The sequence below is a fragment of the Paraglaciecola sp. genome (assembly GCF_030730205.1).
Taxonomy (GTDB): domain Bacteria; phylum Pseudomonadota; class Gammaproteobacteria; order Enterobacterales; family Alteromonadaceae; genus Paraglaciecola.
The window spans coordinates 1-25,145 of sequence record NZ_JANQVQ010000017.1 but is presented as its reverse complement, the minus strand read 5'-3'; the positions used below and the strand labels follow the sequence as shown (position 1 = coordinate 25,145).

Annotated in this window: 22 protein-coding genes; 10 read left to right on the top strand and 12 right to left on the bottom strand. The window is 43.3% G+C overall.

Annotated features, from left to right (window positions below; translation table 11 throughout):
• Positions 1 to 103: 103 nt before the first annotated feature.
• A complete protein-coding gene (locus tag NWQ57_RS01305) occupies positions 104 to 397 on the bottom strand; it encodes a hypothetical protein (RefSeq protein ID WP_306020143.1) in 294 nt (97 codons plus the stop codon).
• Positions 398 to 661: 264 nt separating this feature from the next.
• Between NWQ57_RS01305 and NWQ57_RS01300 the strand changes: the two genes are divergently transcribed.
• Positions 662 to 1,141, top strand: a complete 480-nt coding sequence (locus NWQ57_RS01300; RefSeq protein WP_306020142.1) for a peptidylprolyl isomerase — start codon at positions 662 to 664, stop codon at positions 1,139 to 1,141.
• A gap of 89 nt (positions 1,142 to 1,230) precedes the next feature.
• Here NWQ57_RS01300 and NWQ57_RS01295 read toward each other — a convergent pair whose 3' ends face one another.
• Both NWQ57_RS01295 and NWQ57_RS01290 read right to left on the bottom strand, forming a co-directional pair.
• Positions 1,231 to 2,259 carry an NADP-dependent oxidoreductase gene (locus NWQ57_RS01295; protein ID WP_306020141.1) on the bottom strand — a complete coding sequence of 343 codons (1,029 nt, stop codon included), beginning with the start codon at positions 2,257 to 2,259 and terminating at the stop codon, positions 1,231 to 1,233.
• 75 nt (positions 2,260 to 2,334) lie between these two features.
• A complete protein-coding gene (locus tag NWQ57_RS01290) occupies positions 2,335 to 3,381 on the bottom strand; it encodes an NAD(P)-dependent alcohol dehydrogenase (protein WP_306020140.1) in 1,047 nt (348 codons plus the stop codon).
• A gap of 390 nt (positions 3,382 to 3,771) precedes the next feature.
• Here NWQ57_RS01290 and NWQ57_RS01285 point away from each other — a divergent pair, with 390 nt between their 5' ends.
• Entirely contained in the window at positions 3,772 to 4,038 is a 267-nt protein-coding gene (locus NWQ57_RS01285; protein WP_306020138.1) for a DksA/TraR family C4-type zinc finger protein, read from the top strand.
• Between the two features lie 205 nt (positions 4,039 to 4,243).
• Positions 4,244 to 6,976: a pitrilysin family protein gene (locus NWQ57_RS01280; RefSeq protein WP_306020137.1), complete on the top strand. Its 2,733-nt coding sequence runs from the start codon at positions 4,244 to 4,246 to the stop codon at positions 6,974 to 6,976.
• Positions 6,977 to 7,060: 84 nt separating this feature from the next.
• Here NWQ57_RS01280 and NWQ57_RS01275 read toward each other — a convergent pair whose 3' ends face one another.
• Positions 7,061 to 8,119, bottom strand: a complete 1,059-nt coding sequence (locus NWQ57_RS01275) for a lipopolysaccharide assembly protein LapB (RefSeq protein WP_306020136.1) — start codon at positions 8,117 to 8,119, stop codon at positions 7,061 to 7,063.
• 292 nt (positions 8,120 to 8,411) lie between these two features.
• On the opposite strand from NWQ57_RS01275, the gene NWQ57_RS01270 reads away from it, so the two are divergent.
• Positions 8,412 to 9,587 (top strand): aminotransferase class I/II-fold pyridoxal phosphate-dependent enzyme, encoded by a 1,176-nt coding sequence (locus NWQ57_RS01270; protein ID WP_306020135.1) that lies wholly within the window; start codon positions 8,412 to 8,414, stop codon positions 9,585 to 9,587.
• Between the two features lie 59 nt (positions 9,588 to 9,646).
• On the opposite strand, the gene NWQ57_RS01265 is transcribed toward NWQ57_RS01270, so the two are convergent.
• On the bottom strand, positions 9,647 to 10,696 hold the full coding sequence (locus NWQ57_RS01265) for an MBL fold metallo-hydrolase (protein WP_306020133.1): 1,050 nt from the start codon (positions 10,694 to 10,696) through the stop codon (positions 9,647 to 9,649).
• Between the two features lie 272 nt (positions 10,697 to 10,968).
• On the opposite strand from NWQ57_RS01265, the gene NWQ57_RS01260 reads away from it, so the two are divergent.
• Entirely contained in the window at positions 10,969 to 11,190 is a 222-nt protein-coding gene (locus NWQ57_RS01260; protein WP_306020131.1) for an RNA-binding S4 domain-containing protein, read from the top strand.
• 82 nt (positions 11,191 to 11,272) lie between these two features.
• On the opposite strand, the gene NWQ57_RS01255 is transcribed toward NWQ57_RS01260, so the two are convergent.
• Positions 11,273 to 11,857, bottom strand: coding sequence for a response regulator (locus tag NWQ57_RS01255; protein ID WP_306020130.1), 585 nt, complete (start codon positions 11,855 to 11,857; stop codon positions 11,273 to 11,275).
• Between the two features lie 401 nt (positions 11,858 to 12,258).
• Between NWQ57_RS01255 and NWQ57_RS01250 the strand changes: the two genes are divergently transcribed.
• Both NWQ57_RS01250 and NWQ57_RS01245 read left to right on the top strand, forming a co-directional pair.
• Complete coding sequence (locus NWQ57_RS01250; protein WP_306020129.1) at positions 12,259 to 14,019, top strand: EAL domain-containing protein; 1,761 nt, start codon at positions 12,259 to 12,261, stop codon at positions 14,017 to 14,019.
• 130 nt (positions 14,020 to 14,149) lie between these two features.
• Complete coding sequence (locus tag NWQ57_RS01245) at positions 14,150 to 15,541, top strand: sensor histidine kinase (protein WP_306020128.1); 1,392 nt, start codon at positions 14,150 to 14,152, stop codon at positions 15,539 to 15,541.
• A 276-nt stretch (positions 15,542 to 15,817) separates the two neighbouring features.
• Here the strand turns inward: NWQ57_RS01245 and NWQ57_RS01240 are convergent, their stop codons facing one another.
• Together NWQ57_RS01240 and NWQ57_RS01235 are read right to left on the bottom strand one after the other, a co-directional pair.
• Positions 15,818 to 17,764, bottom strand: coding sequence for an ATP-binding protein (locus NWQ57_RS01240; RefSeq protein WP_306020127.1), 1,947 nt, complete (start codon positions 17,762 to 17,764; stop codon positions 15,818 to 15,820).
• Positions 17,765 to 18,181: 417 nt separating this feature from the next.
• Complete coding sequence (locus NWQ57_RS01235) at positions 18,182 to 18,352, bottom strand: hypothetical protein (protein WP_306020125.1); 171 nt, start codon at positions 18,350 to 18,352, stop codon at positions 18,182 to 18,184.
• Positions 18,353 to 18,675: 323 nt separating this feature from the next.
• Here NWQ57_RS01235 and NWQ57_RS01230 point away from each other — a divergent pair, with 323 nt between their 5' ends.
• On the top strand, positions 18,676 to 19,857 hold the full coding sequence (locus tag NWQ57_RS01230; protein ID WP_306020124.1) for a DEAD/DEAH box helicase: 1,182 nt from the start codon (positions 18,676 to 18,678) through the stop codon (positions 19,855 to 19,857).
• Positions 19,858 to 19,960: 103 nt separating this feature from the next.
• On the top strand, positions 19,961 to 20,443 hold the full coding sequence (locus tag NWQ57_RS01225) for an immunity 22 family protein (RefSeq protein ID WP_306020122.1): 483 nt from the start codon (positions 19,961 to 19,963) through the stop codon (positions 20,441 to 20,443).
• A 92-nt stretch (positions 20,444 to 20,535) separates the two neighbouring features.
• Here NWQ57_RS01225 and NWQ57_RS01220 read toward each other — a convergent pair whose 3' ends face one another.
• The 4 genes from NWQ57_RS01220 to NWQ57_RS01205 form a co-directional block, all read right to left on the bottom strand.
• Positions 20,536 to 20,994 carry a hypothetical protein gene (locus tag NWQ57_RS01220; protein WP_306020121.1) on the bottom strand — a complete coding sequence of 153 codons (459 nt, stop codon included), beginning with the start codon at positions 20,992 to 20,994 and terminating at the stop codon, positions 20,536 to 20,538.
• A 95-nt stretch (positions 20,995 to 21,089) separates the two neighbouring features.
• On the bottom strand, positions 21,090 to 21,770 hold the full coding sequence (locus NWQ57_RS01215; RefSeq protein ID WP_306020120.1) for an SDR family oxidoreductase: 681 nt from the start codon (positions 21,768 to 21,770) through the stop codon (positions 21,090 to 21,092).
• Between the two features lie 27 nt (positions 21,771 to 21,797).
• Entirely contained in the window at positions 21,798 to 22,352 is a 555-nt protein-coding gene (locus NWQ57_RS01210; RefSeq protein WP_306020119.1) for a type 1 glutamine amidotransferase domain-containing protein, read from the bottom strand.
• 334 nt (positions 22,353 to 22,686) lie between these two features.
• A complete protein-coding gene (locus NWQ57_RS01205) occupies positions 22,687 to 23,559 on the bottom strand; it encodes a LysR family transcriptional regulator (protein ID WP_306020118.1) in 873 nt (290 codons plus the stop codon).
• A 135-nt stretch (positions 23,560 to 23,694) separates the two neighbouring features.
• Here NWQ57_RS01205 and NWQ57_RS01200 point away from each other — a divergent pair, with 135 nt between their 5' ends.
• Complete coding sequence (locus tag NWQ57_RS01200) at positions 23,695 to 24,672, top strand: aldo/keto reductase family oxidoreductase (RefSeq protein ID WP_306020117.1); 978 nt, start codon at positions 23,695 to 23,697, stop codon at positions 24,670 to 24,672.
• The last annotated feature ends 473 nt before the right edge of the window (positions 24,673 to 25,145 follow it).

The window sequence follows — 25,145 nt, the reverse complement described above, 5'->3', positions numbered from 1 at the left end:
GCGAGAAGACAGTGGCAAGATATTTAAACATCGGTTAAAAGTCGCTTATGTTTGATGGCGGTACATGCCGTGTGTAGGGCTTATTGATGTCAAATCAACAGCGCTACAAAGGTAAGTCGCAACGCCATAAGAATTGCGCGGATGAAAAACCGTAGCCTGCACTAAATATTCGGGACTTTCGCTGTAATTTAAATTTAACGGCTGCGTCTTGCACTTTTACCCAACAATCGAGCTCCTGTCTTACTCTCGAGGTAAAATACACCTCTGAGATCCCATATTCGTTAATCGAAAAAGTGGCACAGGCTAATCTTCGGCATATTGGTTCGCCTTGGGCGCCCGCTCTAAATGAAGCGAGTAAAATTGTTATTAGCAGCGCTTTAATTAACGGTTTTATCATGATGATAGTCTCATTTTGCCACCAATTGATTAACTAAACGTTACGTTGTATCGACCCAACTTGACCCTAAGTTTAGTTTTTTATTGATACTTTGCTGCTTGGGGTCTTTGCCTAAATAGCATTTACACACCCTTGTTTTCACAAAAATAGCCCCAAACTCTCCTAATCGAACATTTAGCATGCGTCTGTTTTTGTGTGGCTTAAAACAAGGTGGGCATCCACATTCGCTATGAAACTAATCGACCAACATAAAAGGACGAGCAAATGATTGCAGATCAAAAAGTAGTATCGTTAAACTTCACCGTAAAAGACACCGATGGACAAGTTGTTGATAGTTCTGAAGGTGGTGCGCCTTTGGTTTATCTACATGGCCAAAAAAATATTATCCCCGGTTTAGAAGCCGCACTGACAGGCAAAGCCCCAGGCGATGAATTTGATGTTACCGTTGAGCCAGCCGAGGGCTACGGTGATTATAATGAAGACATTTTACAAGTGGTGCCCCGTGAGGCATTCCAGGGTGTTGAAACAGTCGAAGCTGGTATGGTGTTTACCGCACAAACTCAAAATGGCCCAGTGCAACTTGTGGTTGCCAAAGTTGAAGGTGAAGAGGTTACTGTTGATCCCAACCATCCTTTAGCGGGCAAAACCTTAAACTTTAGCGGCTCGGTGATTGAGGTACGAGACGCCACAGAAGAAGAGCTTGCTCATGGCCACGTGCATGGTGAAGGCGGCCATCACCACTAAGCGGCTAATAAGGCTGCATCTGTTTAGTTGTAGTCCTAAGTAACATACATGATTAAGCCAGCTTATTTGCTGGCTTAATGTTTACTGGCTTACAGGGGGCTATTAATTTTGACCACGGTCTTACCAAAATTTTTGCCACTTAACATATCATTAAAGGCGGCGATGGTATTTTCAATCCCTTCAACCATGTGCTCACGATAGCTAATTTTGTCTTCTTTTAACCAGCGTTGCATTTCTTTACTGAATTCGGGGTAGTGATCGCCGTAATCTTCAAAGATGATAAATCCCTGCATTTTGATGCGTTTTCGCAGTAGTTGCCCCATTAACATAAACATGCGATCAGGCCCTTCGGGTAGGCTGCTAGCATTGTATTGCGAGACTAAACCGCATAACGGAATGCGTGCACAGGCATTGAGTAAGGGCATTACCGCATCAAATACCTTGCCGCCCACGTTTTCAAAGTAGACATCAATGCCATCCTTACAAGCGTTTTTAAGTTGCAGTGCAAAATCTTCCGCTTTGTGATCAATGCAGGCATCAAAGCCAAGTTTTTCAACGGCGTATTGGCATTTTTCCAAGCCGCCCGCCACACCGACCACTTTACAACCTTTGATTTTAGCGATTTGCCCAACAGTGGCGCCTACCGGTCCAGTTGCCGCTGCAACCACTACGGTTTCGCCTGATTTAGGCGCGCCGATGTCCAGTAAGCCCATATAAGCAGTAAAGCCAGGCATGCCTAGTATCCCTAAAGCATAAGAAGGGTTGGTTGGGTTTTTACCTAATTGCGTTAAGCCCTCACCCTTAGATATGGCGTAATCCTGCCAACCTGTTTGGGCAAGGACCCAATCGCCTTCTTTGTACTTATCGTTTTTAGACTTTTCGACTTGGCAGACCGTTGCTCCAACCATCACATCACCAATTTCAACGGGCTTGGCATAGGATTCAGCGTCACTCATGCGTCCTCGCATGTAGGGGTCTAGAGACAAGTAAATAGTTCGAAGTAAAACTTCACCCTTTTCCAAGTCAGGTAAATCGACTTTTTTGAGTTCAAAATTTTCTTTGCTAGGTGCGCCTTTTGGTCGAGAAGCCAATACCAATTGGCGAGAAGTTACCGTCATTTTATTCTCCAAAATTCGTGTTAATTAATGTTCAGGCAAGCCTTAAGAGGGTATGCGAGCACATAGGATGTTTTGTTAGTCTAAAGTCGCCATATCAATCACAAAGCGATAACGCACATCGTTATCTTGCATGCGCTCAAAAGCATCGTTAATGTCACTCATTTTAATGGATTCAATAGTGGCCACAACATCGTGTTCACCACAAAAATCCAGCATCTCTTGGGTTTCTTTGATACCACCGATAAACGAGCCCGCTACCGCTTTTCGTCCTGTCACTAGGAGCGCACCGTTTACACTGTCTAGTGGCTCAATTGCGCCGACTAAACACATGGTGCTATTGTATTTTAATAGCGTTAAGTAGGGGTTAATGTCATGGCCGACAGGAATAGTGTTGAGTAAAAAATCAAATTTACCAGCCCATTTTTTCATGTCGTCTTTGTTGCTAGAAATCAATACTTCATCAGCTCCTAAGTCTTTGGCATCTTTGGCCTTACCTTCAGAAGTGGTGATCATAACGGTGTGCGCTCCCATAGCGGCAGACAATTTTATGCCCATATGACCTAATCCGCCTAGGCCAATAATACCCACGGTCATGCCTTTTTTGACCCCATACTGATGCAAAGGTGAGTAGGTGGTAATGCCCGCGCACAGTAAGGGAGCTGCACCAGCTTTGTCTAGGTTTTCGGGGATTTTTAATACAAACTCTTCTCTGACAACAATGTGTTTAGCGTAGCCACCGTAAGTCATGCCGCCGGGATCGTCGGTTTCGCTGTTGTAGGTCATAGTCGGCTGCTGTAAACAATGTTGCTCGAGGTGATCATCACAGGCTTCGCAGCTTAGGCACGCATCAACCATACAGCCTACCCCCACCGTGTCACCCTTTTTGTACTTCGACACATCTTTACCCACTTCTTTGACTACGCCAATAATTTCATGGCCAGGCACTAAGGGATACTGCGAATTGCCCCAGTCATTCTTTACGGCATGTAAGTCACTGTGGCACACACCACAGTGTAAAATTTCGATTGAAACATCGTTGGCTTTTAGGGCCCGACGTTCAATTGAATGAGGCTGCATTTTACCATCGCTGGATTTGGCGGCATAAGCCGAAATAGTCGTCACTAGAACTCCTTAGCGTGTTAGTTAAACTGAGTGTTTGGTATCTAAACTCGATTCGATAAAATCTGTATCAGCTATTGCCTTCATCTTACCGTTAAAGCGTTAATCCGAATTTCATGCCACTTACCTAAGGTATTGATAGACCTATAAAAGATAAAAGTTTGCTCGATGTGGGCCGCCCTGTTGATGAAATATTTTCAATGGCTTTTGTAAGGCTTACTTATGACAGCCAAAAAGCCTTTGCTGCTAAGTGTTAACTTGCTTTACCTCATTGTGCTGCAACATAGACAAAACCTCAGTTTCAGCACCTAAGGCTTGGTAAAACAGGGGCTGACAAAAACTGGTGTGATTTTAGCTTTGTGATACCCAATTAAAGATAACTAGGAGATAACCATGGCTGGTGGCTGGGCAAAAGATGGCGCGGTGCAGGATCAAATCGATGCAAGTGTTGATGAAGCCATCGCACGGGCGAAAAGTCGAATACCCAAGGGCAAAAGTGCACAAACCTGTGAAGAGTGTAATGCGCCTATTCCTGAGGCAAGGCGTATTGCAGTGCCGGGTGTGCAACTGTGTATTAGCTGCCAAGTCGAGTTAGAAAAACATGCAGTAGCGCAATCGAGTATCAATCGACGTGGCAGTAAAGATAGCCAATTAAGATAGTGACACACATGCTTTAGCTATTTATTGGGGGGAATACTTTGTTTGAACAGTGCTTTTGAGTTGGTGTTTTAGTCGCTTTTACATTCTTAAATTGGTATAAATTTTATCCCCAAATCTTAGTCGTTGTTTTAGTCGATGAAGCTTGTTATAACATTGTTTCGCAACATGGTTGTAACTCAATAAGCTACTAAAACAAGGACACTGCATGTTAAACAAAACGATAAGGATCAGTCTGTTAATAAGTGCTGCACTTTTCTCAAGTCAAAATGCCCTAGCCGCTACAGATTTACCCGTACTAAATAGCGTTGAGGGCATTAGCGAATATCGCTTAGACAACGGCTTGCAAGTATTACTCTTTCCTGATCAAACCAAAGAAACGGTGACGGTTAATGTGACCTACCATGTGGGGTCGAAACACGAAAACTACGGCGAAACAGGGATGGCACATTTGCTTGAGCACTTGGTGTTTAAAGGTACGCCCAAGCACAAAGATATTCCCGCTGAATTAAGTGCTGCAGGGGCGCGTCCTAATGGCACAACGTGGACCGACCGTACTAATTACTTTGAGACGTTTGCCGCGACCGATAAAAATATCAATTGGGCATTGTCCATGGAATCGAGTCGTATGGTGGACTCCTTCATTGCCAAAAAAGACCTCGATAGTGAAATGACCGTTGTGCGAAATGAGTTTGAAATGGGTGAAAACAGCCCGTTTCGAGTGACCTTGCAGCAAATGGCGAGTGTGGCTTACGATTGGCACAATTATGGTAAATCGACCATTGGGTCACGTTCTGATTTAGAAAATGTGCCAATCGACCGTCTACAAGCTTTTTATAAGCAATATTATCAGCCAGACAACGCGACCCTAATTGTTGCAGGAAAGTTTGAGCCACAGGACATGCTTGAACGTATTCAAAGCACCTTTGGCGTGATCCCAAAACCCCAACGCATTTTGCCAACCCTGTACACCTCTGAGCCAGCAAAAGCAGGTGAGCGCAGTGTTACTGTGCGCAGAGTGGGTGATGCGCAAATAGTGGGTGCCGCTTATCATGTTCCTGCGGGTTCACATCCAGACTTTGCTGCTGTAACCGTATTGAGCCAGGTGTTGGGTGATACGCCTAGTGGGCGTTTGCACAAAAGCCTGGTTGAGGGCAAGTTGGCCAGTCGTACCTACGGATTTAACTTTCAATGGCAAGAGCCTACGTTGTCGATGTATTTTGCAGAGGTAGATAAAAACTCGGACCTGATTGCGACCAAAGATGCATTATTATCTGTGGTTGAAAGTTTAAAAACGCATCCCATTACGCAAGATGAAGTAGACAGAGTTAAACGTAGCTTACTTAAAGATATTGATTTGTCGTTTAATTCTTCAGAAAGAATAGCCTTAGAGCTTAGCGAATGGTTAGCCATGGGGGACTGGCGCTTGTTCTTTTTGCACCGCGATCGTATTGAAAAGGTAAGCGTGGCAGATGTACAACGCGTTGCTGAAGCCTATTTAGTCAGAAATAACCGCACCTTAGGCCAATTTATTCCAAGTGAGACCCCTGCTCGAGTGGATATTCCGCAGGTAGTAGGCATTGAGGATATGGTAAAAAATTATCAGGGCCGTGCTGCCATAGCGCAAGGGGAGTTGTTTGAACCATCATTTGATAACATTGATAAGCGCACCCAAAAAGTAGTACTCGAAAACGGTGCTATTTTGTCTTTATTACCCAAGCTTACCCGCGGTGAATCTGTTTCGGTTAACATGAGTATGTACATGGGCGATCTTGCAAGCCTACAGGGTAAGCAAATTATTGCCGAGGCGACTGGTGACATGTTGATGCGGGGTGCAGCGGGCTTTACTCGTCAACAGTTGCAAGACGAATTTGACAAGCTTAAAGCACAAGTAAGGGTATCAAGCACACCCACTAATGTGACCGCAAGAATCAACACCACCAAAGAAAACTTGCCTGCGGTACTTGAATTGATGTCTAAAGTATTCAAACAGCCCAGTTTTGATGCGAAAGAATTTGAGCAGTTTAAAAGTACTCAGAAAGTGGATATGGAGCAGAGCATGCAAGACCCACAAAGTTTAGCTTTTACAGCTTATAGCCGTGCCCAATATCCCTATGAACGAGGCCATCCTTTCTACACGCCCACATTTGCAGAGTACTTAGAAGATCTAGCAAATCTTAAATTAGCCGAATTAAGTGATTTTCATACACGCTTTTATGGCACTAGCCATTTAAATGTGGCCATCGTCGGTGATTTTTCACAAGAAGAGGTGACTGCTACCTTCCAGCGCTTATTTACCGGTTGGGACAACCAAACACCTTATGCTGACATTGCGGACCCCTATAAAAAGGTGAAGCCTCAAACACTTACCTTTGATACGCCGGATAAGGAAAATGCCACCTTTGTTGCCGCGTTAATGCTACCCATTGGTCAAAATCATGCCGATGCCGCAGCCGTAGAACTGGGCAACTATATTTTTGGAGGCGGATTTCTCAACAGCCGTTTAGCCACCAGATTACGCCAACAAGATGGCTTAAGTTATGGGGCTGGGTCTTTTATTAGTCAAAGTGGCGAAGATGAAAAATCAACCTTTGGCGCCTACGCTATTTGCGCGCCACAAAACTTGGCCGCGGTTGAAGTGGGCTTTAGAGAAGAATTAGCCAGAGTACTAAAAGACGGCTTCACTGACGAAGAAATCGCAGCTGCTAAATCGGGCATGTTGCAAGAGAAGAAAGTCAGCCGCGCTCAGGATCCAGAGTTAGTGAGCACACTCAAATCAAATATCCGTCTTGAGCGTGATATGCAGTGGTATCAAGCTTATGAAGCCCGTCTTGCTGCCTTAAGTGCCGAAGATGTGCACAAAGCCATGAAAAAATACTTTGCAGTTGATGCCTTTACCTTCATCAATGCAGGGGATATGACTAAGGCAAAAGCGCAATAAGTCATAGAGATGGCGGCACGATAATCCAACTGAGCTTATCGCGTTACGCCATCATTTTTTATTATTAGCTGCGCAGTAGAGGGATTATTTGGCTTCTTTGCGCAGTTTTTTAACGGCTTTTTCTAAGTCTTTATCTTCGCCAACCTTAATCATGCTCAATTGTTTATTCGCCTGCTCTTTTTCATTCACTCTGATCAGCAGCTCAGCCAAACGAGTCCTTCCCCATGACTCTCTAGGTAAGTCAAGCTCAGCAAACTCGACATTTTCCATGGTATCAAAGAGTGTTTTCATTGCGTTGATACCCTGTTCGGTAAACTTTTTACTGAGCACAGCGGTGCGACCGATTTGATACAATGCTTGCAAATGAGCTTCGGCATTACGCACATAAATGGCGCTTAATTCGTCACTACTCTCATCTTTTACAAAGGCAGGAATATCGATGTTAGCGGCGATATGCAAATATTTCATCGCCTCATCATATTGCTCTTGCTGAGCTAAATATGAGCCATAGTTAAACGGAAAAGATACTTCGGTCGGATACTGTTGCATTGTTTGGGTCATTGCTTCTTTGAGTAAGTCGTTTTTGTCGGTCATTTGATAATAACGAAGTAACGCTATTTGCCCTTCGATCTCATCTAAGGCTTGAATACGTTCAACTTGTCTAAAGCCTAGATCTTCATCACCCCCAGCAATCGACGGCGCCGCTAAATAAAACATCATCAAGGCTTGTTGATACTTCACGCCTGTTGGTGCCAACTCAGCGGCTTTTTTAAAACTATTTAACGCTTTTTCGGCATATCCCAGCGCACTAAAAATAGAACTTTGTGCTTGTGCGCCCATAATAGAGGCGCGTATTAAATACAATTCGGGCTCATTGTTAAAAGCCGCGATTGCTTGGTCAGATAATTCTTCCGCCTCATCGATATCGATTTGAACAAGGTTAGTTAGCATTGCTTTGTAAGTCTTTAGATCTTTTGGCAGTGCTTCTAGTATTTTGAGTGACTGTTTGTATTCGCCTTGAGAATAGAGCTGATTAGCTGTTGCTAAATCGTTGGCATTTGCGCATAAAGCCGGCAGCAGCGAAAGTCCGAACAGTAATCCTGTGCTAAGTTTATAAAATCGAGATGGGAGGGCTAACACCATGGTATTTCCTTATATTACAATGCGATGGGTAAGTAGAGTACGTTCCGTAATGTCTGACCATGTTAAGTTAAATTAGTTTTGTATGCAGGGAGAGTTCAATCCAAATTAGAGTTAATGCGCAGATAGCGCCACGTCGACAAATAGGGTATTTGCTATGTTGCAAGGACTTATAGTTACACTGCACAGGCTCTTCGGCGTATGCCCTTGTATTAGTAGGTGAGTTACTGGATGACAAATGGCAAAATAACCTTATATCGTTTTCACATTTTTCCACAAAGTTGAGTTGTATCATTTGAAATATTCACAGCGCGCCCAGGCTATTTCTCCTTTTTTTGCTATGGCTTTTAGTGAAAAAGCCGCTCGTTTAGAAGCACAGGGCAAACATATTGTTAAATTGAACATCGGTGAACCTGATTTTGGGGCACCGCCAGATGTGTTGCTTGCCTTGCAAGAGTTGGCAGTCAAAGCACCTTTGCCTTATACATCCGCACTAGGCTTGCCCGAACTGCGAACCGCGATTGCAGGTTTTTATCAAAGTGCCCATCAACTTGAAATCGAGCCCCAACGTATTGTCGTTACTGCGGGGGCGTCGGCGGCCTTATTGTTACTGGCGGCGGCCTTTGTTGATGAAGGTGACAGAGTTATTATGGCGGATCCTTCGTACCCCTGTAACAGGCAATTTATCAAAGGGTTTGGTGGTAAGGTGCAATTAGTTGCGACCCAAGCAGATTCTCGTTTTCAACTTAATTTAGCACTGCTTAAACAGCATTGGCAAAGTGGTACACGAGGATTAATGTTAGCCACTCCGTCTAACCCTACAGGCACGGCGGTTGCACCAGAAGAACTTGCTGCCATGTGTGAATTTGCCCGCAGCAAAGGGGCTTGGCGCATGGTGGATGAGATATATCTAAATTTACACCATGGCGACGCTGGTTCAAGGCCAAAGAGTGCCTTGGCCTTTGATGATGACGCTTTTGTCATTAACAGTTTCTCAAAATATTTTGGCATGACAGGTTGGCGATTAGGTTGGTGTGTGGTGCCTGAGCAAGCGGTGGATGTAATGGAGCGCTTGGCGCAGAATTATTATATTTGTCCGTCCACATTGGCGCAAAAAGCCGCTCTGCAATGTTTTACGCCTAACTCAATTGCGGTGTGTGAATCACGTCGCGCCACGTTGATTACACGGAAAAAATTGGTGCTAGCAGGGCTAAATAAATGTGGCTTGCCCGTGCCTGTCCAGCCTGATGGTGCGTTTTATGTGTACATTGATGTGAGCTCAACGGGTCTATCAGCCATGAATTTTTGTGAAAGAGTGTTACAAGAGGCCCATGTTGCGCTTACACCGGGTAACGACTTTGGTGAATACCAAGGCGATCAGTATGTGCGTTTGTCTTTTGCCTCTGCTGAAGCTGAGCTTGAAGAGGGTTTGCAGCGTTTAGCGCTATTTATGCAGCGCTTAATGAACTAACTGACACATTTTATCAAGCTGTTAAGGTAAACCAGCCACACTGAAACGTTCGTGCCTTTCTACTCAGTGTCGTCGATTAGGGTAAAGATATAATGGCCCTCATCGTTTACTTCACGGCTCATTTGTTTAGAAAAATACAAGTAATTTAAGTGTGCGAAGGCCTCGGCAATAGCAAAAAATTGATTGTGTTCATTTAACTCTCGCTTGAACAATATTGGTAAGCAGGCCTTGATGGTTTTGCCCTCTTTACAAAACGCTTTTAGATGTTCAAGGTGTTCGTGATGATGGGCAATTAATTCATCAACCCGTGTATGCAAACCAGTAAAAGGTTGCTTGTGCGAGGGCAGCACTAGGGTGTTTGCTGGTAAAGATTTAAATTGTGGCAAGGTATCTAAATACATTTTTAAAGAATTAGCGTTTGGCTCAGTGCTGTACACGCCAATGTTGGGGGTGATCACCGGTAAGATATGATCGCCTGATATCAATACGCCACTTTGTTGGTTATACAAACAAACATGCTCAGGCGAGTGGCCTCGACCAATCATGACCTGCCAATAGTCGCTGCCAATCTTTAACGTATCACCTTCTTGTAATCTTTCATGTTGCAGAGGAATTGGCAGAATAACTTGCCCTACGCCTTTATTGTTTTTGCGTTTTGTACTCGCTGTTTCTACATACTCTGCAGACATACCACAGCGCACCAAATATTCGTTGTCTTGCCAATCTGATGCACCTCTGCTGCCTGCGCACATTGCTCTGGCAACAAAATATTCTGAATGACTGATGTAAAAAGGCACCCGATATTTATCAACTAAGTAGCCAGCCATGCCAATGTGGTCGGGATGCATATGCGTCACGATGACCTTGGTCAGCGGTGCATCAAGTTTAGCTAACAACTTATCCCATAAACTTTGAGTGTTCGGTAAACCAATGCCTGTATCAATCAAGGCATAGCCGTGGGTTTGGGTTTCGGGGTCGACATCAGCGATTAAATATAAATTGATATGATCAAGATCGAATGGCAATGGCATACGTAACCATAATATGCCCGGTGATACTTGCTGCCAATCACCCGGCTCAGGTATCGCTACATCAATAAATTCAACCATCGTTGGGCATACTCCACAAACTGCTTTGTTGTATTACAATCAACTTTTAGTCAAAGCACCACCCACAACGATGAATCATTAACTATCAACATTTTGAATAACAACAGGCCTTAGACTTTGCTGAGTAGTAATATCAAGTCATTATGATTATCCTGTTGCCGAAACGCACAGGATATACCCGGTAAAAACGCTTATCTTGTTTGTTAAAAGGGCTTATGAGCTACACTTGCCATTGCCACACCAGTCAAACACCAAGAAGAAAAATCGACTAGATGAAGTATATTGAAATTTATCAAGAGCCTATCGCCTTGTATCAGCTGTTAAAACTTGCATCCCTAGTATCCAGTGGCGGTCAAGCAAAAGTACTTATCGATGAAGGGCAGGTATCAGTGAATAACGAAGTAGAAACCAGACGGCGTAAAAAAATGGTATCGGGTGATGTTATTGAATTCGAAAATCAACAGTTTGAGATTGTGCTGAAGCACAATCCCTAACAGCACTTACGAAGGCGTCTACTTTCGATGGGTAAAAAACGCCCAAGGTAACAGTGTCAAGCTCAACGACTTTAGCAACTCGTCACGACTGTCTATTATTACCAACCAGCGCTTCAAACTCTGCCATTAAATCCGTAGGTTCAAAAGGTTTAGAGTAGGCTTTATTTGCGCCCATACTAATGGCTTTATCTAGGCTAGCTTGGTCTAGGGCGGATACCACAATGATCTTCATATCCTTAAAGGCTTCTTGTGAGCGTGTGTAACTAATGACGCCAAAGCCATCTAAGCCCGGCATGCTTAAATCTAGCGTCATCATTTGGGGTTTATGGGCGCTGAGCATAAGGCCAGCATGAAAGCCATTGTCAGCAATGATACTTCTCACACCTGCCTTACGTGCTAAGCGCTGAATGGCCTTAGCCATGGATAATTCGTCATCGACTATCAACACAGCAGGGTCTTCAGAGTCTCCTAGCTCATTGGGGATGGGCATTTTATGATGTTTAAGAAAATCAATAAAATCAGTGATCAAAACGCGATTATTACCTCGACCAGGTAACTTGTAACCTTTTAACTTGCCTGACTCTAACCAGCGAATAACCGTGCGAAGGTTAACATTACAATATTTGGCTATCTCACCGGAAGTGAGTGAACGAAGTTCTGATCCCATGACAATTTAATCCATAACTAACTGAGCCAGAATATTACCGCACAATTGATTTTACAGCAAATAAGGCATATGAATAACTTGCGACAATTGCGACATTGTGTATACTGCAAATACGCTTGCTTCACCTGCTATGAAAACCGCTTTGTCGGGCGCAGGTCTTGACGCTGTTTTCAGGTGCATACATTGAAATTTGTCAAAAACGAAGGTTTTTGACTCAGCCCGAGTACTGTGTTCATACCATTGTTATCAGGATACATGGGCAGTCATCAGGTAACGATCGTATTGTGTTCTCTACTTAGCGCACTTGTTGTTGAAATGAGCTCGAGACACGACTAAGCAAGGACCTGATTAAGTAGTAGGTGATAAATCTTAGCGATTCATTTTAGTTTTGAGGAAAGGGTATGGGTATCTACACGGCAGAGCCAAAAGTTACTGTTTCACTACATAAACCGAAAATTTTGCTGGTTGATGACGAACCTCACATTTTACAGGCTCTGCAGCGTTTACTGCGTAAAAAAGACTGTGAAGTTTTGTCTGCCAATACGGCTCTTGAGGCCCTAGATATTTTGTCTAAAAACGATGTGCAAGTGATGCTAACCGATCACAAAATGCCTCAGATGACAGGAGCAGAGCTGATTGAAACCGTTCGGCGTTCATACCCCAATGTCATTTCAATTATGCTCAGCGGGCAAGCTGATTTTGACCAAGTCATTCGATTGCTCAATGATAAATCTGCCATGCGCTTTATCAAAAAACCTTGGTCAAACCACGAAATAGTAGAGACCATTGAGAAAGCGTTTAACCTGTATGAAACCAGTAGCCATAGTACATGGTTAAAACGAATCAATCGTGCTGCAGGCTTCGAAGATGACCAAGATTTTGCAAGCATTGTTTATCGCTATAAAATTCGTAGCAAAGCTCATTTTGTGGCGGCTATCAAATATGTAAACATCGCTGCATTATCTAGAATTGTTGGTCAGCAGGAATGTGAAAAAATTCAGATCAAGCTGGTAAATGTCATTGCCGCAGCATTACCTCCGGGTACGGAGTTTGTTTATCATGAACCAGGCTTATTATTAATCACGTCACCAGCATGTCTCGAAAAAGATCAACTCACCCTAATGCTCACTGGTGGCATGGCTGCCATGATTGAAAAAGTAGCTGGTTTGGTTAACTCTTGTCGCCTTGAACTTAAGGCTGCCTTTTATGTAGTGGATGATTTCTTACTTTCACCAGAATTATTGGTTGAACAATTAAAGGAAACCATTCAATCGGCCAATGCGCTGCGGCCCTTAATATACCTTGATGAAGCGCTAAAAACTAAGCTTAGCCGTGAACAGCAAATTAAAGCTTCGATTTCACCTGAATTAGACAGCGGTCAATTTACTCTGGTACTCCAACCTAAGGTGACCCTTGCTACCAAATTGATAGAAAGCGCTGAAGTTCTGTTGAGGTGGCAACATACTACGTTAGGTTGGATATCGCCCACAGAGTTTATTCGTTTAGCCGAACTTGATGGTCAAATTAACCGTGTTGGCAGTTGGGTACTCGAAAACGGCATTCAGCAAATATCACGCTTAACGCGCTTTAGTCCCGATATCAAATCGCTGTCGATTAATGTGTCAGCCAGGCAGTTGTATCAACCTGACTTTGTTGAAGACCTGCAACGTTTGCTAAAAAAACACCATGTTGATGCTTGCGCTTTAGAGATTGAAATTACAGAAAGTTGTATTGCCGAAGATCCTAATTATATTCAAACCGTGTTGTGGCAAGTGAAAATGCTCGGCGTGCATATCAGTATTGATGATTTTGGCGCGGGTGGCACGGCTTACAGCTTCTTAACTACCTTGCCCATTGACACACTAAAGTTAGACAAATGTTTGGTTGAGGATCTGTCTTTTTCCAAGAGTAAGTGCAAATTGGTAGCAAGCCTGATCGATATTTGCCATTCATTAAATATCGACGTGGTTGCTGAAGGTGTCGAGGATCAAAAAACCTTAGACATTTTAGAGTCAATGGCTTGCAACAAGGTGCAAGGTTTCATATTTAGTCGGGCCTTACAGCCGAAAGATTTTGAAAAATTAATCGTTATGCAGCCCTTTGCTCGAAAAGTAAAACCTCAGAATGAGGAAGGGAAAGACTCAGGATTGCTCTTGTGTTGAAACATATTGCATAGGTAATCAAAAATGCAGACCTTAAGTCAAAAAGTCACGGTTTAATATGTCTTTTTTGGATAAAAAGCTTAGTGGGATGTTGCACTTAGCTCAAAGAGAAGCAAATGTCAGGCAGAGTATGGATACTCAATTAAAAGAACAAGCCATTGCACTGTATCACGCAAATGTTGCTATCGCTAATTCGCTTAAAATGGCTGAACGTCGTAAAGAAGAGCTCGAATTTCTAAACGTATTAGCTCATCAAATCGTGTCGGACAGCACCTACGAAGAAGTCCTTGTAAAACTGTTGGATTTATTTGCGAGCACTTTTAAAGCCACGTTTGCTTTGGTCCTACTGACCCATGAAAGAAAGATAATTTCCAATCCAACCCATACATGGTGTCAATCACAACAAGCCAATGATTGTATACAAGAGGGTAAGGAAGCTATCGCTTTTTTAAGTACCGTAGTCATACAACAAGACAATGAATGGCAATTGAAGCCTTATCTGTCATCAGATGGAAAGCGCCAAGTAGGACGTCTATTTATTCACTTAAGCGACAACCACGTAAGAGGGCATTTAGTGTGTTTTGATCTAGCTCGAACCGAGTTGAATATGGATTTTTTAACCATTTTAAACACGGCTAGGGACTTAGTTATCAGTGGCTTAAAGCGACGTTTGTTTGAGGTAAAAGTGGTGAAGCGCAATCAGTTATTGCAAGATAGCATGGCTGACTTAGAACGTTTGCAAGCAAAGCTCATTCATTCAGAAAAGATGGCGTCCCTAGGGCAATTAGCGGCGGGGGTTGCTCATGAAATCAATAATCCAGTTGGTTTTATCAGTGCCAACTCTGATATTTTAAAAGAGTACGTCAGTGATTTAGAACAGTGTGTAAAAAAACTGCGCGATGTATGCCTTGATAGATCTTCAAGTAGCGAGGCGTTTACGCGTATCTATCAACAATATGAATTGGATTATATCCTGTCAGATATGCATGACATACTGGCAGCCAATCACGATGGTCTTGGTCGAATTAAAGATATTGTTTCTGGTCTTAGTACTTTTTCTCATCCTGGCGAGTTAAAAAAGGGCCCTGTTTGTTTAGCTGACTGCATTAAAATTTCACTGCAGTTAGTTGCCAATCAACTTAAATATTTGCATGTAGTGGAAAATACATTGCCTGAGGTATTGCCTGCCATTCACGGTAACGTCGGTCAACTCCAGCAAGTATTTGTTATTCTTATGGTAAATGCGATGCATGCCATGCCTGAAGGGGGCACTTTGACCTTTGCTCATGCCCTTGACGAAACGTCACTGACTTTGATTATAAGCGATACAGGCTGTGGTATAGCACCAGAGCATTTAAGCCAAATTTTTACTCCTTTTTTTACCACTAAACCCGTAGGTTCTGGCACTGGTTTGGGTTTGAGTATCACCCATTCTATTTTAGAGGCGCATAACGCCACCATAAGCGTTAAATCAGAGTTAGGCAGCGGCACGGAATTTCACTTAAGGTTCAAACTGCTGTAGTTTGGTTTACGTGTTGTAATGCCGTTTAGTATCGATAATTGCGTATTCAGAATGCATCCAGCGTCTTTTGAACACGACTTTGTTAAGCAGAAATGTTAAATAGCGATAACGTAGCATAAACGTTGTTGGGGCATTTGATGAGGTGTGCTAAGCGCTCATGAAAACACACAATACGCAGTGAGTTTACGCTCTGACTACGTGGGAAAAAGCGGCTCTGAATAAGCTGTAAGCGCTTTAGCCACAAATGCTTGGTGCATTAGAACAGCATTAAAACGTTTATTCAGACTCTGTCTCAGGGAAACTAAAAACCTCTTTTAAATCGCCAAAGGCGACGGGTTTAGTGAAGTGAAAATCAAAGCCGGCTTCTTTGGCTCGTTGAACGTCTTCAGGTTGACCATAGCCAGTTAATGCCACTAAGGTTAAGCTCGCCTGCATATTTTTGCTAAGAATGGCCTGGGCTACTTCATAACCTGTCATATCTGGCAAGCCAATATCTAATAAGATAATTTCTGGTGTAAAACTTTCTGCAAAGTCTAAGGCATCCCTTGCCGTGTAGGCGGTGATAACCTCATGGCCTTGCAGTTTTAATAATTCAGCCATGGTATCAGCGGCATCCTTATTGTCATCCACCATTAAAACACGTTTAGTGAGATTTTTAACACTGTGTGTAAGCGGCTCAACATTGAGAGGCAAAGCGATTTTTGGCAAACTAATGCTGAACGTTGAGCCGCAGTCTAAACCATCGCTACTTACACTGACCTTGCCGTCATGCATTTGCACTAAACGTTGAACAATATTTAAGCCTATGCCTAAGCCACCTTGAGAGCGATCCAAGGTTTGTTCAGATTGCACAAATAACTCAAACACTTTTTCTTGCATCTCAAGGCTTATGCCACAGCCGTTGTCGGCTATGGTGATATCCACAGTATCGCCCATATCATAAAGCTGAATCACTATTTTCCCGCCCTTGGCGGTGTATTTTATCGCATTGCTCAATACGTTAGTAAAACACTGCATCAAGCGCGTCATATCGCCTTTCACGAATAATGGGGCTGGGGAATCAATAAATTGAATGGTATGTTTTTTATGCGTTATTTTATCTTCTAGCGTTTCTATGGCCAGCCTCAGAACATGAGCAACATTGAGTGCTTCGAATTGCAGCGTAATTCGATTATGACTGATGCGTGAAATATCCAATAAGTCATCAAGTAAACGAGTCAATTGCGTACATTGGCGTGACAAAATATTGCCAATGTTTTGCATTTTACTGTCTTGCTGCACAGACTGAGTCAACATTTCACTTAGGTTACGGATAGGTGCCAAAGGATTGCGTAGCTCATGGGCTAGCATCGCTAAAAACTCATCTTTGCGGCGATGTTCTTCACGTAAAGATTGGCTGGTGTAAACAAGTTCAGATACATCGTAACCAATGACCATTACGCCAGAGATCTGTCCGTCAGGTTCAAGTATTGGCTGGTAAATAAAGTCTAAATATTTAGCCTGACCTGAACCTATTTTTAAGGGGGTTGCGACGCCATGATGAGTATCGCCGGTTTGATACACCTTATCTAGAAGATTGATAAAACCTTGATTTCGAACTTCTGGAATCACCTCCAGTACCGTTTTACCCAAGATGTTTTCTTGATCAAGGATCGCTAAATAGTTGTAGTTAGCGTACTCAAAACGATGCTCAGGGCCTTTTAAAATACACATAAAACTCGGGGCCTGGTCAAACAGGGCACGCCACCGAGCTTCTGCCGCTTTCATGTGTTGCTCAGCTAATACTTGTTGCGTTGTTTCTGAACAGATAACCAATATTCCACCCACGCCAAGGGGCGCGTTGGGATCATCAATTGGACTATAGCTATAGGTCCAATACATTTCTTCTCGAATACCATTACGAGTAATGCGCAGTAACTGATTTTCATGCCAAGTATGCCCTTTGCCGGTTAAAACTTGCGTAATTTGTGGCTCGACGTCAGACCAAATTTCGCTCCAGCATTCTTGACCTCTTTGGCCTAAAGAACTGGGATGACGCTCCGGACCTAAGGTGCGTGCATAGGCATTATTATAAAATTGAATCAGGTCAGGGCCCCACCAAATCAACATTGGGTGGCCAGTTGATAACATTAAACGAATACTGGTTTTAAGAGGCTGAGGCCATGTTTCAGCTGGGCCAAGTGGCGTTGAGCTCCAGTCGTAGGCGCGTATAAGTGCACCCATTTCCCCTCCGTCTGAAAGGAAATTTAACTGTGTATTAGACGTAAACTCTACTGACATTGACTCTTATCCAATTTGGCGAAGGTACCAATATTGGTCAAAAGATTCACAATAATGGTTGTATCAGCGAGTTCCACATTCTGGTAGAGCGAAGTCAAACTTCGCCTAAGTGATATTTCGCCGCTGCGTAAAACTTTATCTTATACAAATGCGTCCCTCGACTAAAGCGTTATTGTAAATAAGCAGACTGCTGCTTTCATTTCCATCTAGTTAGGGCCAAAACGCCCATTAATTTAGGCCCTTAGTTGCTTAATGTGACCAAGCCATCTTTATTTTTTGATCATCTCAAAAAATGATAACGGCCATTGGAATGATCCCGCAGCAATGCTACAAATATCACTAGCGGTTTAAATTCAAGTTTTAGTCGACCTTAGCAATGGTTATTGCAATCTTTTTACTGTTACCCGCAAACCATTTTTGAACGTAAATACTGCCAATAACCGGTGGCATACCCTCTTCTGGGATTTCGTTATAGCGCACACTATTTTTGTTTTCTTTTTCAAACTCAAATTTTACTTTCTTTTCAGCCATGGCCCGCTCGCATGTTGTGACGTTTAATGGTCGCAATATACCGTATTAGCGTAAAGATTTTTACATCATTTTGGATGGCGAATAACAATAGATAAGCTGAAAAAATTGTTTTTTGCTGTATTAAACATAGTGCTGCTGTTTTGGACCTTGCTGACCTTATTGGCATTTTTATCGTACTCTTTTTCGCTATTAATGTGCCACTAGAATAGAATGCCGCCATGAATATTGATTGGCGGCGGACGCTTCACTGCCGCTAGCAAAACTAAAATAGCGATTGAGCGTTTTTCGATTGCGTTCAATTGAATTCCTTCATAAGGCAAACTATGTCATTTTCAGCGTTAAATTTATCCAGTCCGATTCTACAAGCGCTAAGCGACTTGAATTACACCCAAGCAACTACGATTCAAGAAAAAGCCATTCCGGTGATTTTAGCAGGTAATAACGTCATCGCTGCTGCGCAAACCGGCACAGGCAAAACCGCCAGCTTTGTCTTACCTATTTTACAAAAACTGGATACCGAGCGTAAGTTACGGGGCAAACGTATTCGTGCTCTGATACTCGTGCCGACGCGAGAGCTCGCGCTGCAAGTAGAACAAAGTGTTAAATCCTATGGACAGTATTTATCCCTCAGTTCAATGGCCATGTATGGCGGGATTGACGCAGAAGAACAAAAGCAGCGTTTAATTGGCGGGATCGATATATTGATCGCTACGCCGGGGCGATTACTCGATATGGCCCATCAACGGGCTTTGCACTTTGATGAGCTTGAGGTGTTGGTATTAGACGAAGCCGATAGAATGTTGGACATGGGGTTTATTGCTGATATCAATAAAATCATTGAGCGCCTGCCTGAGTCGCGGCAAACCTTATTATTTTCAGCGACAATGTCTGATGAAGTGCGCAACTTAGCAAAACGCTCTATCCACAATCCTGTTTCAATCGCCATTCAGCACGATGCTGCTGATGGCCCGAAAATAGCGCAGTGGTTGGTCACGGTAGACAAAGACACCAAATCGGCCTTGTTGAGTCATTTGATTACATACTTAGAGTGGGATCAGGCACTTATTTTTATTGAAACCAAACAGGGAGCGGCAAAGCTAGTTAGTCAATTAGCCAAACGTAACATTATTGCAGACAGTATTCATGGCGATAGAACACAAGCGGTGCGCGAAAAAATCCTAGCAGACTTTAAGTCAGGTAAGATTCGATTTTTGGTGGCAACTGGTGTGGCCGCCCGAGGTATTGATATTCAAAACCTTTCGCGGGTAGTGAATTATGACTTGCCGGATCACGTTGAAGAGTATGTGCACCGCATAGGCCGAACAGGCCGTGCGGGGGCTGCCGGTGAAGCAATTTCATTTGTTGCCAAAGATAATTTTAGGAACCTATGCGCAATTGAAAGTCATCTTGGTCATGTTATTACACGTAAAACCTTCGATGGTTTTGAAGTCAGAAAAACGGTACCGGTGTCAATCCTAAATTATGTGCCTAAAAACAAGCGTTGATATGCGCGATAAAAGGAGTAAGTTTTTATTTAAATGCAAGGCTGAGGCGTGATTTTGGAGTCTCATGTACAATGCAGGTTATTAACTAAAGGCAGTCGTTGAAATGAATCAAGAGAATCCAGTCATGCAAGACAATCACCCAGTGCCTGAGAAGGCTTTGTTGTTTAATAAAAAAAATAAAGTGTCGGTGTGGGCTTCTCAATATCCTTACGCTGATATTCCTGATGAGTACTTTGCCGAAACGTTTTTCAAAAATGGCACCCGAGCCAGAAATCGCTGGGCCGATAATTATAACATTCGTTATTTTGTGCCAAGCCAAATGGAAACCAATGGAGCGCATACCGGCACCATTGATATTCGTACCGCCGCTGGTCAGTGTTCTTGTTCAAGCTCGTATATTGTTAATTTGATGAGTAAAGCCAAGAAAAATAAAATGGAACAGGTGACATGGGTCATTTTGTTGTTTGAACAGGAATACAGCGTAAAGCTCAGCGGTGTGGATAAAGACGAATACACGACATTTTTAGGCGCGTTTAATTATGATGCCCTAAGCGATAGTTTATTTGAATCTGATGACCCCGAATAAGCCAAAATAGGAGATAGGCACAGGGCTGTTGCGAACGTGTTTATTAACAGCTCTGTGCTAGAGGACGATAGTGCTTTGCTTACGCTTGCGATCTACATGTCTTGAACCGAGTTAAGATCCTTGGAAACACGCTTTTTCTCTTCACTGATGTATTGGCATAAGTTATCGAATAACTCTGTCACTTGCTCATTTTCAGTCGCCGTTGACATGCCGTCATACAATTCACTGAAATACTGATCGAAACGATGAGCAAGGTGTTCAACATTGTCAGTGCTGATGTCACTGCGGTCAAAGTCTACTGAAAATAGGTTTTCAACGCTTTTTTCTCGATCAAATTGCACATAAGTATCAAGGGTATTGTTGTTTGCTTGCTCAATGTAGTTGCGCATTGAATTGAGTAAAGCGAGCTCATGTTTCACTAAAATAGTCAGTAACATATTGACGCGTTCGTCACTGGTTTCTAATTGCAAAGCGCGGTAAAACTCTGCAATACGAGCATGTAGTTTCTGATTGTGTAGCAAAAAATCATAGACAGTAGAGAAATTATTCATGGTATATCTCCGGTTTTCAACGTGCTGCTAGCAGTCTGCTAGGTTTGTGCTTGGCAGTCTTGTTGGTAACGAAAGGCCGCCATGCATTATGTCGATTATTTGGTTGGCATAAGGGTGATTTCGCGGACATCGCAGCGTTTATTTGCTGACATAGCAAAGAGCACCGCCTCAGCAATATCGCTTGGGTCCAATTTATCGGGCTTGGCTTCATCAAAAAACGGGGTGTTGACCATACCAGGGCAAATAGTGGTGCAGCGCCCGTCCCATTCAGCCATTTCGGCGGCTAAGTTTTGGCCAAAACCATAGGCAAACCATTTGGAAGCACCGTAAACCGAGCCTTTCAAGGTGATTTTGCCGGCAACTGAGCTGGTGATGATAAAATGCCCTTTACTGGCTTTTAAGGCTGATAAGCTGGCTTTGGCTGTGTAAAGTAACGCGTTGATGTTAACGTCAAGCATGGTTTTCCATTCGTCAGGATCGCCGTTTTCAATACCTGGCGTATTGGCTCCTGTACCTGCGTTAGCGAAGACAACGTCAATACGACCAAACTTATCTTGAGCCTGCGCGACAACGTGCTGCACTTCACTTAAAACAGAGACATCAGCGGTGACCGCGAATACCTTCTCTGAGCCCCAGCGTTTCACTATTTCGTTAAGTTTGTCGGTGCTTCGTGCCGTAATAACGGCTTTGTGGCCCGCTTCGACTACCTTATCAACGGTGGCCGCGCCGATGCCGCTAGAGGCACCTGTTATGAGGACTATTTTTTCGTCTTTCATGAAGTTCATCCTTAGGTCAGCGCTAGGTTAACTACTTAACTTTTGGGCTATAGCATCAACAAAGTTAGGGATATCATCAGGGTTTCGGCTGGTGATCAATTTACCGTCTGTCACCACCGTACTGTCTTGCCAATCACCGCCTGCATTTTTCATATCGGTGCTAATGCTGGGGTAAGAGGTTACCTTCTTACCTTTGACCAAACCGGCCTCAACCAATAACCAAGGCGCATGACAAATTGCTGCGATGGCCTTCACGTTACGTTGCTCTGCCGCCGCTTTGATAAACGCCACCACGTTTTCATTTGTACGTAGGATATCGGGGTTCATCTGTCCACCAGGAAGCACAATCGCATCATAGTCTGCAAGATCTGCCTCTTCTATTTGTTTGTCTACCTTGACTGTCTCGCCCCAGTCTTTTTCATCCCAACCACGGATAGTGTCGTTACCGTTGATTGAAATAACATGAGTGGTGGCTCCCCGCGCTTCCAGTTCTTGTTTAGGCTTGAGTAATTCGCTTTGCTCAAAACCATTGGTGGCAATAATCGCCAGCCTCTTATTTTTTAATGCTGTGGAATTTGACATATTTCCTCCATTATTTGCGTCAAGTGAGTGAACAGCGATTCACCTTAAATTGACTCGCTGCTCTGTTGCTTAACGTAATGAAAGCAACAGCCATACCACATGACAAATAAGCGCGCAGGCCAGTAAAAACGGAGGAAACCAAAGAGTGAGTCGGGTACCTGCATACACAACAAGATAGATCTTTTAGGCAGTTTGTAAAATTTTCATGGTGAAGGCGGTTGGGGAGCGTATCTGCTCCTGTTGACTGATTTACCGTACCTAGCCGAGTAATAAGTACTCCTCTTTTTACTTAAAAAATACAGCCATTGTTATATGTTAGGCAAGGCGCTTGGCGCTAAGCAAACTTTGCGCGAATAAAATGAATAAAGGCGCTGACACGTTTTGAATGGTGTAAGGATGGCGGATAAACCATATAAATTTTTCGTTCGCGTTGCATGTAGGGTTCAAGGACTTGAATTAGTGTGCCCTCGGCTATTTCTTTATCCACTAAGTATAGAGGCACTCTAATTAAGCCTTGTCCTGACAGTGCTTGGTGTTTCAACATATTATTATCGTTGACTTGTAACCAGCCTTCGGCGCTCACTTGTTGGTGGTCAAACTGCCAATAGTCCTGATTTTGGCTGCGTAAACATTGGTGCTGAATAATATCTTCAGGAACAAAAGGTATACCAAACTGATCAATATAACGGGGCGAAGCCACACAACAATGCCGGTAAGTCAGGATCGGTTTGGCCACCATGTTTTCAGGTGGTAGTTCGGTAGCCCGGAAGGCCAGTTCATAGTGACAGCGGTTAAGATCATATTGGGTTGAGCTACTGTCGATAGTGAATTTTATGCCAGGGTGCAAATGCTTGAATTCGGCACAAATGTCTAATAAAAACCGCTGAGTAAACTGATTCGGGGCAGTCAGATTTATTAGCCCATCAATGGCTTGCCCCTCATGTTCTGCACTTCGTTCGAGTTCAAGTACCGATAGTTGGATTTTATCCATGCCTTGCATTACGCGTTCACCCGTAGCGGTTAAACGTACATTTCGAGTTGAACGAATCAATAAGGGCAGCCCCATATCTTTTTCAAGTTGCTTTATTTGCGTGGATAAGTGGCCGCGAGAAATGCCCAGATTATTTGCTGCAAGGGTAAAGCTTAGAGTTTGAGCCACCTCACTAAACAACATAAGCCGCTCTAGCTTTTTATGTACTTTTAACATTGGGTACGCTTATTGTTTGGTATATCAAATAATTAATTTAATTTTGTCATATTTTCAGAGCTATGAAAATGCCTATAATACGGCCCCCTGTAGAGGTTATTTACCTTATCGAAGCAAATAGAATTTGGAGTTAATATGCAATCAACGTCTTATCCATTGGCCAGTATCGTTAAACACAGTAGCCCCTTAATTTATGGCTGCATGGGATTAGGTGGCGGCTGGAATAAGCACGCCATCACTGCTAGCGATATTCAGCAAGCACATGAGGTAGTTGATGCAGCATTAGACGCTAACATTGCCATATTTGACCACGCCGATATTTACACCTTTGGCAAGGCTGAGCAGGTATTTGGAGAGGTGTTAAAGCAGCGCCCAGAGCTACGTAATCAGATGACGATCCAATCCAAATGCGGCATTCGTTTTGAAGAGCAAAACATGCCTAAACGTTATGACTTTTCCAAGCAATGGATAGAGTATTCAGTAAACAATAGTTTGCAGCGCCTAGGTATAGAACAATTAGATATTCTGATGTTGCACCGCCCCGATCCCTTGATGGACATTGAAGAAGTGGCCACTGTGTTCGAATCACTGCATGCCAGTGGAAAGGTGGCGCATTTTGGTGTGTCAAATATGCAGCATCAGCAAATGGCATTTTTGCAGTCAGCTCTTTCGCAACCTTTAGTGTGTAATCAACTTGAATTAAGCTTGAGTCATTTGGCTTGGCTTGAACAAGGTGTCAGTGGTGGTTGTTCTGGCTATGGCGCCACTAATTTTGTTTCGGGTACTATTGAATACTGCCAATCAAACCATGTGCAATTACAATCTTGGGGTAGTTTGAGTCAAGGTCTGTTTTCAGGCCGTGATGTGAGTCAAGAAAACCCCGCCGTGCAACAAACCGCGCATTTGGTTGCAACCCTCTCTGCTGAATATGAGGTCAGTCGAGAAGCCGTTATACTTGCTTGGCTAATGCGTCACCCCGCGAATATTCAACCTGTGATCGGTACAACTCAACCAGACCGAATAAAAGCCTGCGCTCAAGCTCAGAAAATCACCTTAAGTCGTGAACATTGGTATGCACTTTATGTTGCTGCACGAGGTAATGAATTACCCTAAACATTGTTCAAATTTTCTCTTAGGCTTATTTATCCTGTCACTCATTTTGAGAATGAGGTTTACCGTGTTATGCGGTCGGCCTTCATTATCAAAGCAAGCCGCTTTTCATTTACTCAATAGCTAATATCTCACTTGTGCCTTAACTTTCTGCTTAGGACCCAATCACTGTTTTAGCAAAAGTGGTCTCGAAAAAGTGCGATTAAAGTACTTATAACTACACTTCATGTTGTATGCTTTTTGAACACCTTTATATAACGATACCCAAACAGTCAACTAAGATGCTTTTTGTGTGTCATTGTAAGAAATCAGCGGACTTATATACCGTTAAAATCTAGGAACTAAGCAATTGTGAAATGGCTTTTCAGTGAACTAATACGACGCAATGTGATAAGCACTATGATTGCTTATGCAGGACTAACGTGGTTGCTGTTACAGGTGGTGGCGGTGGTATCAAGCATGATGCCGGTGCATCC

Coding starts and splice junctions, on each gene's coding strand:
- NWQ57_RS01295 (WP_306020141.1), bottom strand. CDS start 2,259: ATGACGGTAACTTCTCGCCAATTGGTATTGGCTTCTCGACCAAAAGGC.
- NWQ57_RS01275 (WP_306020136.1), bottom strand. CDS start 8,119: ATGGTGTTAGCCCTCCCATCTCGATTTTATAAACTTAGCACAGGATTA.
- NWQ57_RS01220 (WP_306020121.1), bottom strand. CDS start 20,994: ATGAATAATTTCTCTACTGTCTATGATTTTTTGCTACACAATCAGAAA.
- NWQ57_RS01230 (WP_306020124.1), top strand. CDS start 18,676: ATGTCATTTTCAGCGTTAAATTTATCCAGTCCGATTCTACAAGCGCTA.
- NWQ57_RS01205 (WP_306020118.1), bottom strand. CDS start 23,559: ATGTTAAAAGTACATAAAAAGCTAGAGCGGCTTATGTTGTTTAGTGAG.
- NWQ57_RS01305 (WP_306020143.1), bottom strand. CDS start 397: ATGATAAAACCGTTAATTAAAGCGCTGCTAATAACAATTTTACTCGCT.
- NWQ57_RS01210 (WP_306020119.1), bottom strand. CDS start 22,352: ATGTCAAATTCCACAGCATTAAAAAATAAGAGGCTGGCGATTATTGCC.
- NWQ57_RS01265 (WP_306020133.1), bottom strand. CDS start 10,696: ATGGTTGAATTTATTGATGTAGCGATACCTGAGCCGGGTGATTGGCAG.
- NWQ57_RS01255 (WP_306020130.1), bottom strand. CDS start 11,857: ATGGGATCAGAACTTCGTTCACTCACTTCCGGTGAGATAGCCAAATAT.
- NWQ57_RS01225 (WP_306020122.1), top strand. CDS start 19,961: ATGAATCAAGAGAATCCAGTCATGCAAGACAATCACCCAGTGCCTGAG.
- NWQ57_RS01245 (WP_306020128.1), top strand. CDS start 14,150: ATGGATACTCAATTAAAAGAACAAGCCATTGCACTGTATCACGCAAAT.
- NWQ57_RS01240 (WP_306020127.1), bottom strand. CDS start 17,764: ATGGGTGCACTTATACGCGCCTACGACTGGAGCTCAACGCCACTTGGC.
- NWQ57_RS01215 (WP_306020120.1), bottom strand. CDS start 21,770: ATGAAAGACGAAAAAATAGTCCTCATAACAGGTGCCTCTAGCGGCATC.
- NWQ57_RS01250 (WP_306020129.1), top strand. CDS start 12,259: ATGGGTATCTACACGGCAGAGCCAAAAGTTACTGTTTCACTACATAAA.
- NWQ57_RS01200 (WP_306020117.1), top strand. CDS start 23,695: ATGCAATCAACGTCTTATCCATTGGCCAGTATCGTTAAACACAGTAGC.
- NWQ57_RS01300 (WP_306020142.1), top strand. CDS start 662: ATGATTGCAGATCAAAAAGTAGTATCGTTAAACTTCACCGTAAAAGAC.
- NWQ57_RS01235 (WP_306020125.1), bottom strand. CDS start 18,352: ATGGCTGAAAAGAAAGTAAAATTTGAGTTTGAAAAAGAAAACAAAAAT.
- NWQ57_RS01260 (WP_306020131.1), top strand. CDS start 10,969: ATGAAGTATATTGAAATTTATCAAGAGCCTATCGCCTTGTATCAGCTG.
- NWQ57_RS01280 (WP_306020137.1), top strand. CDS start 4,244: ATGTTAAACAAAACGATAAGGATCAGTCTGTTAATAAGTGCTGCACTT.
- NWQ57_RS01285 (WP_306020138.1), top strand. CDS start 3,772: ATGGCTGGTGGCTGGGCAAAAGATGGCGCGGTGCAGGATCAAATCGAT.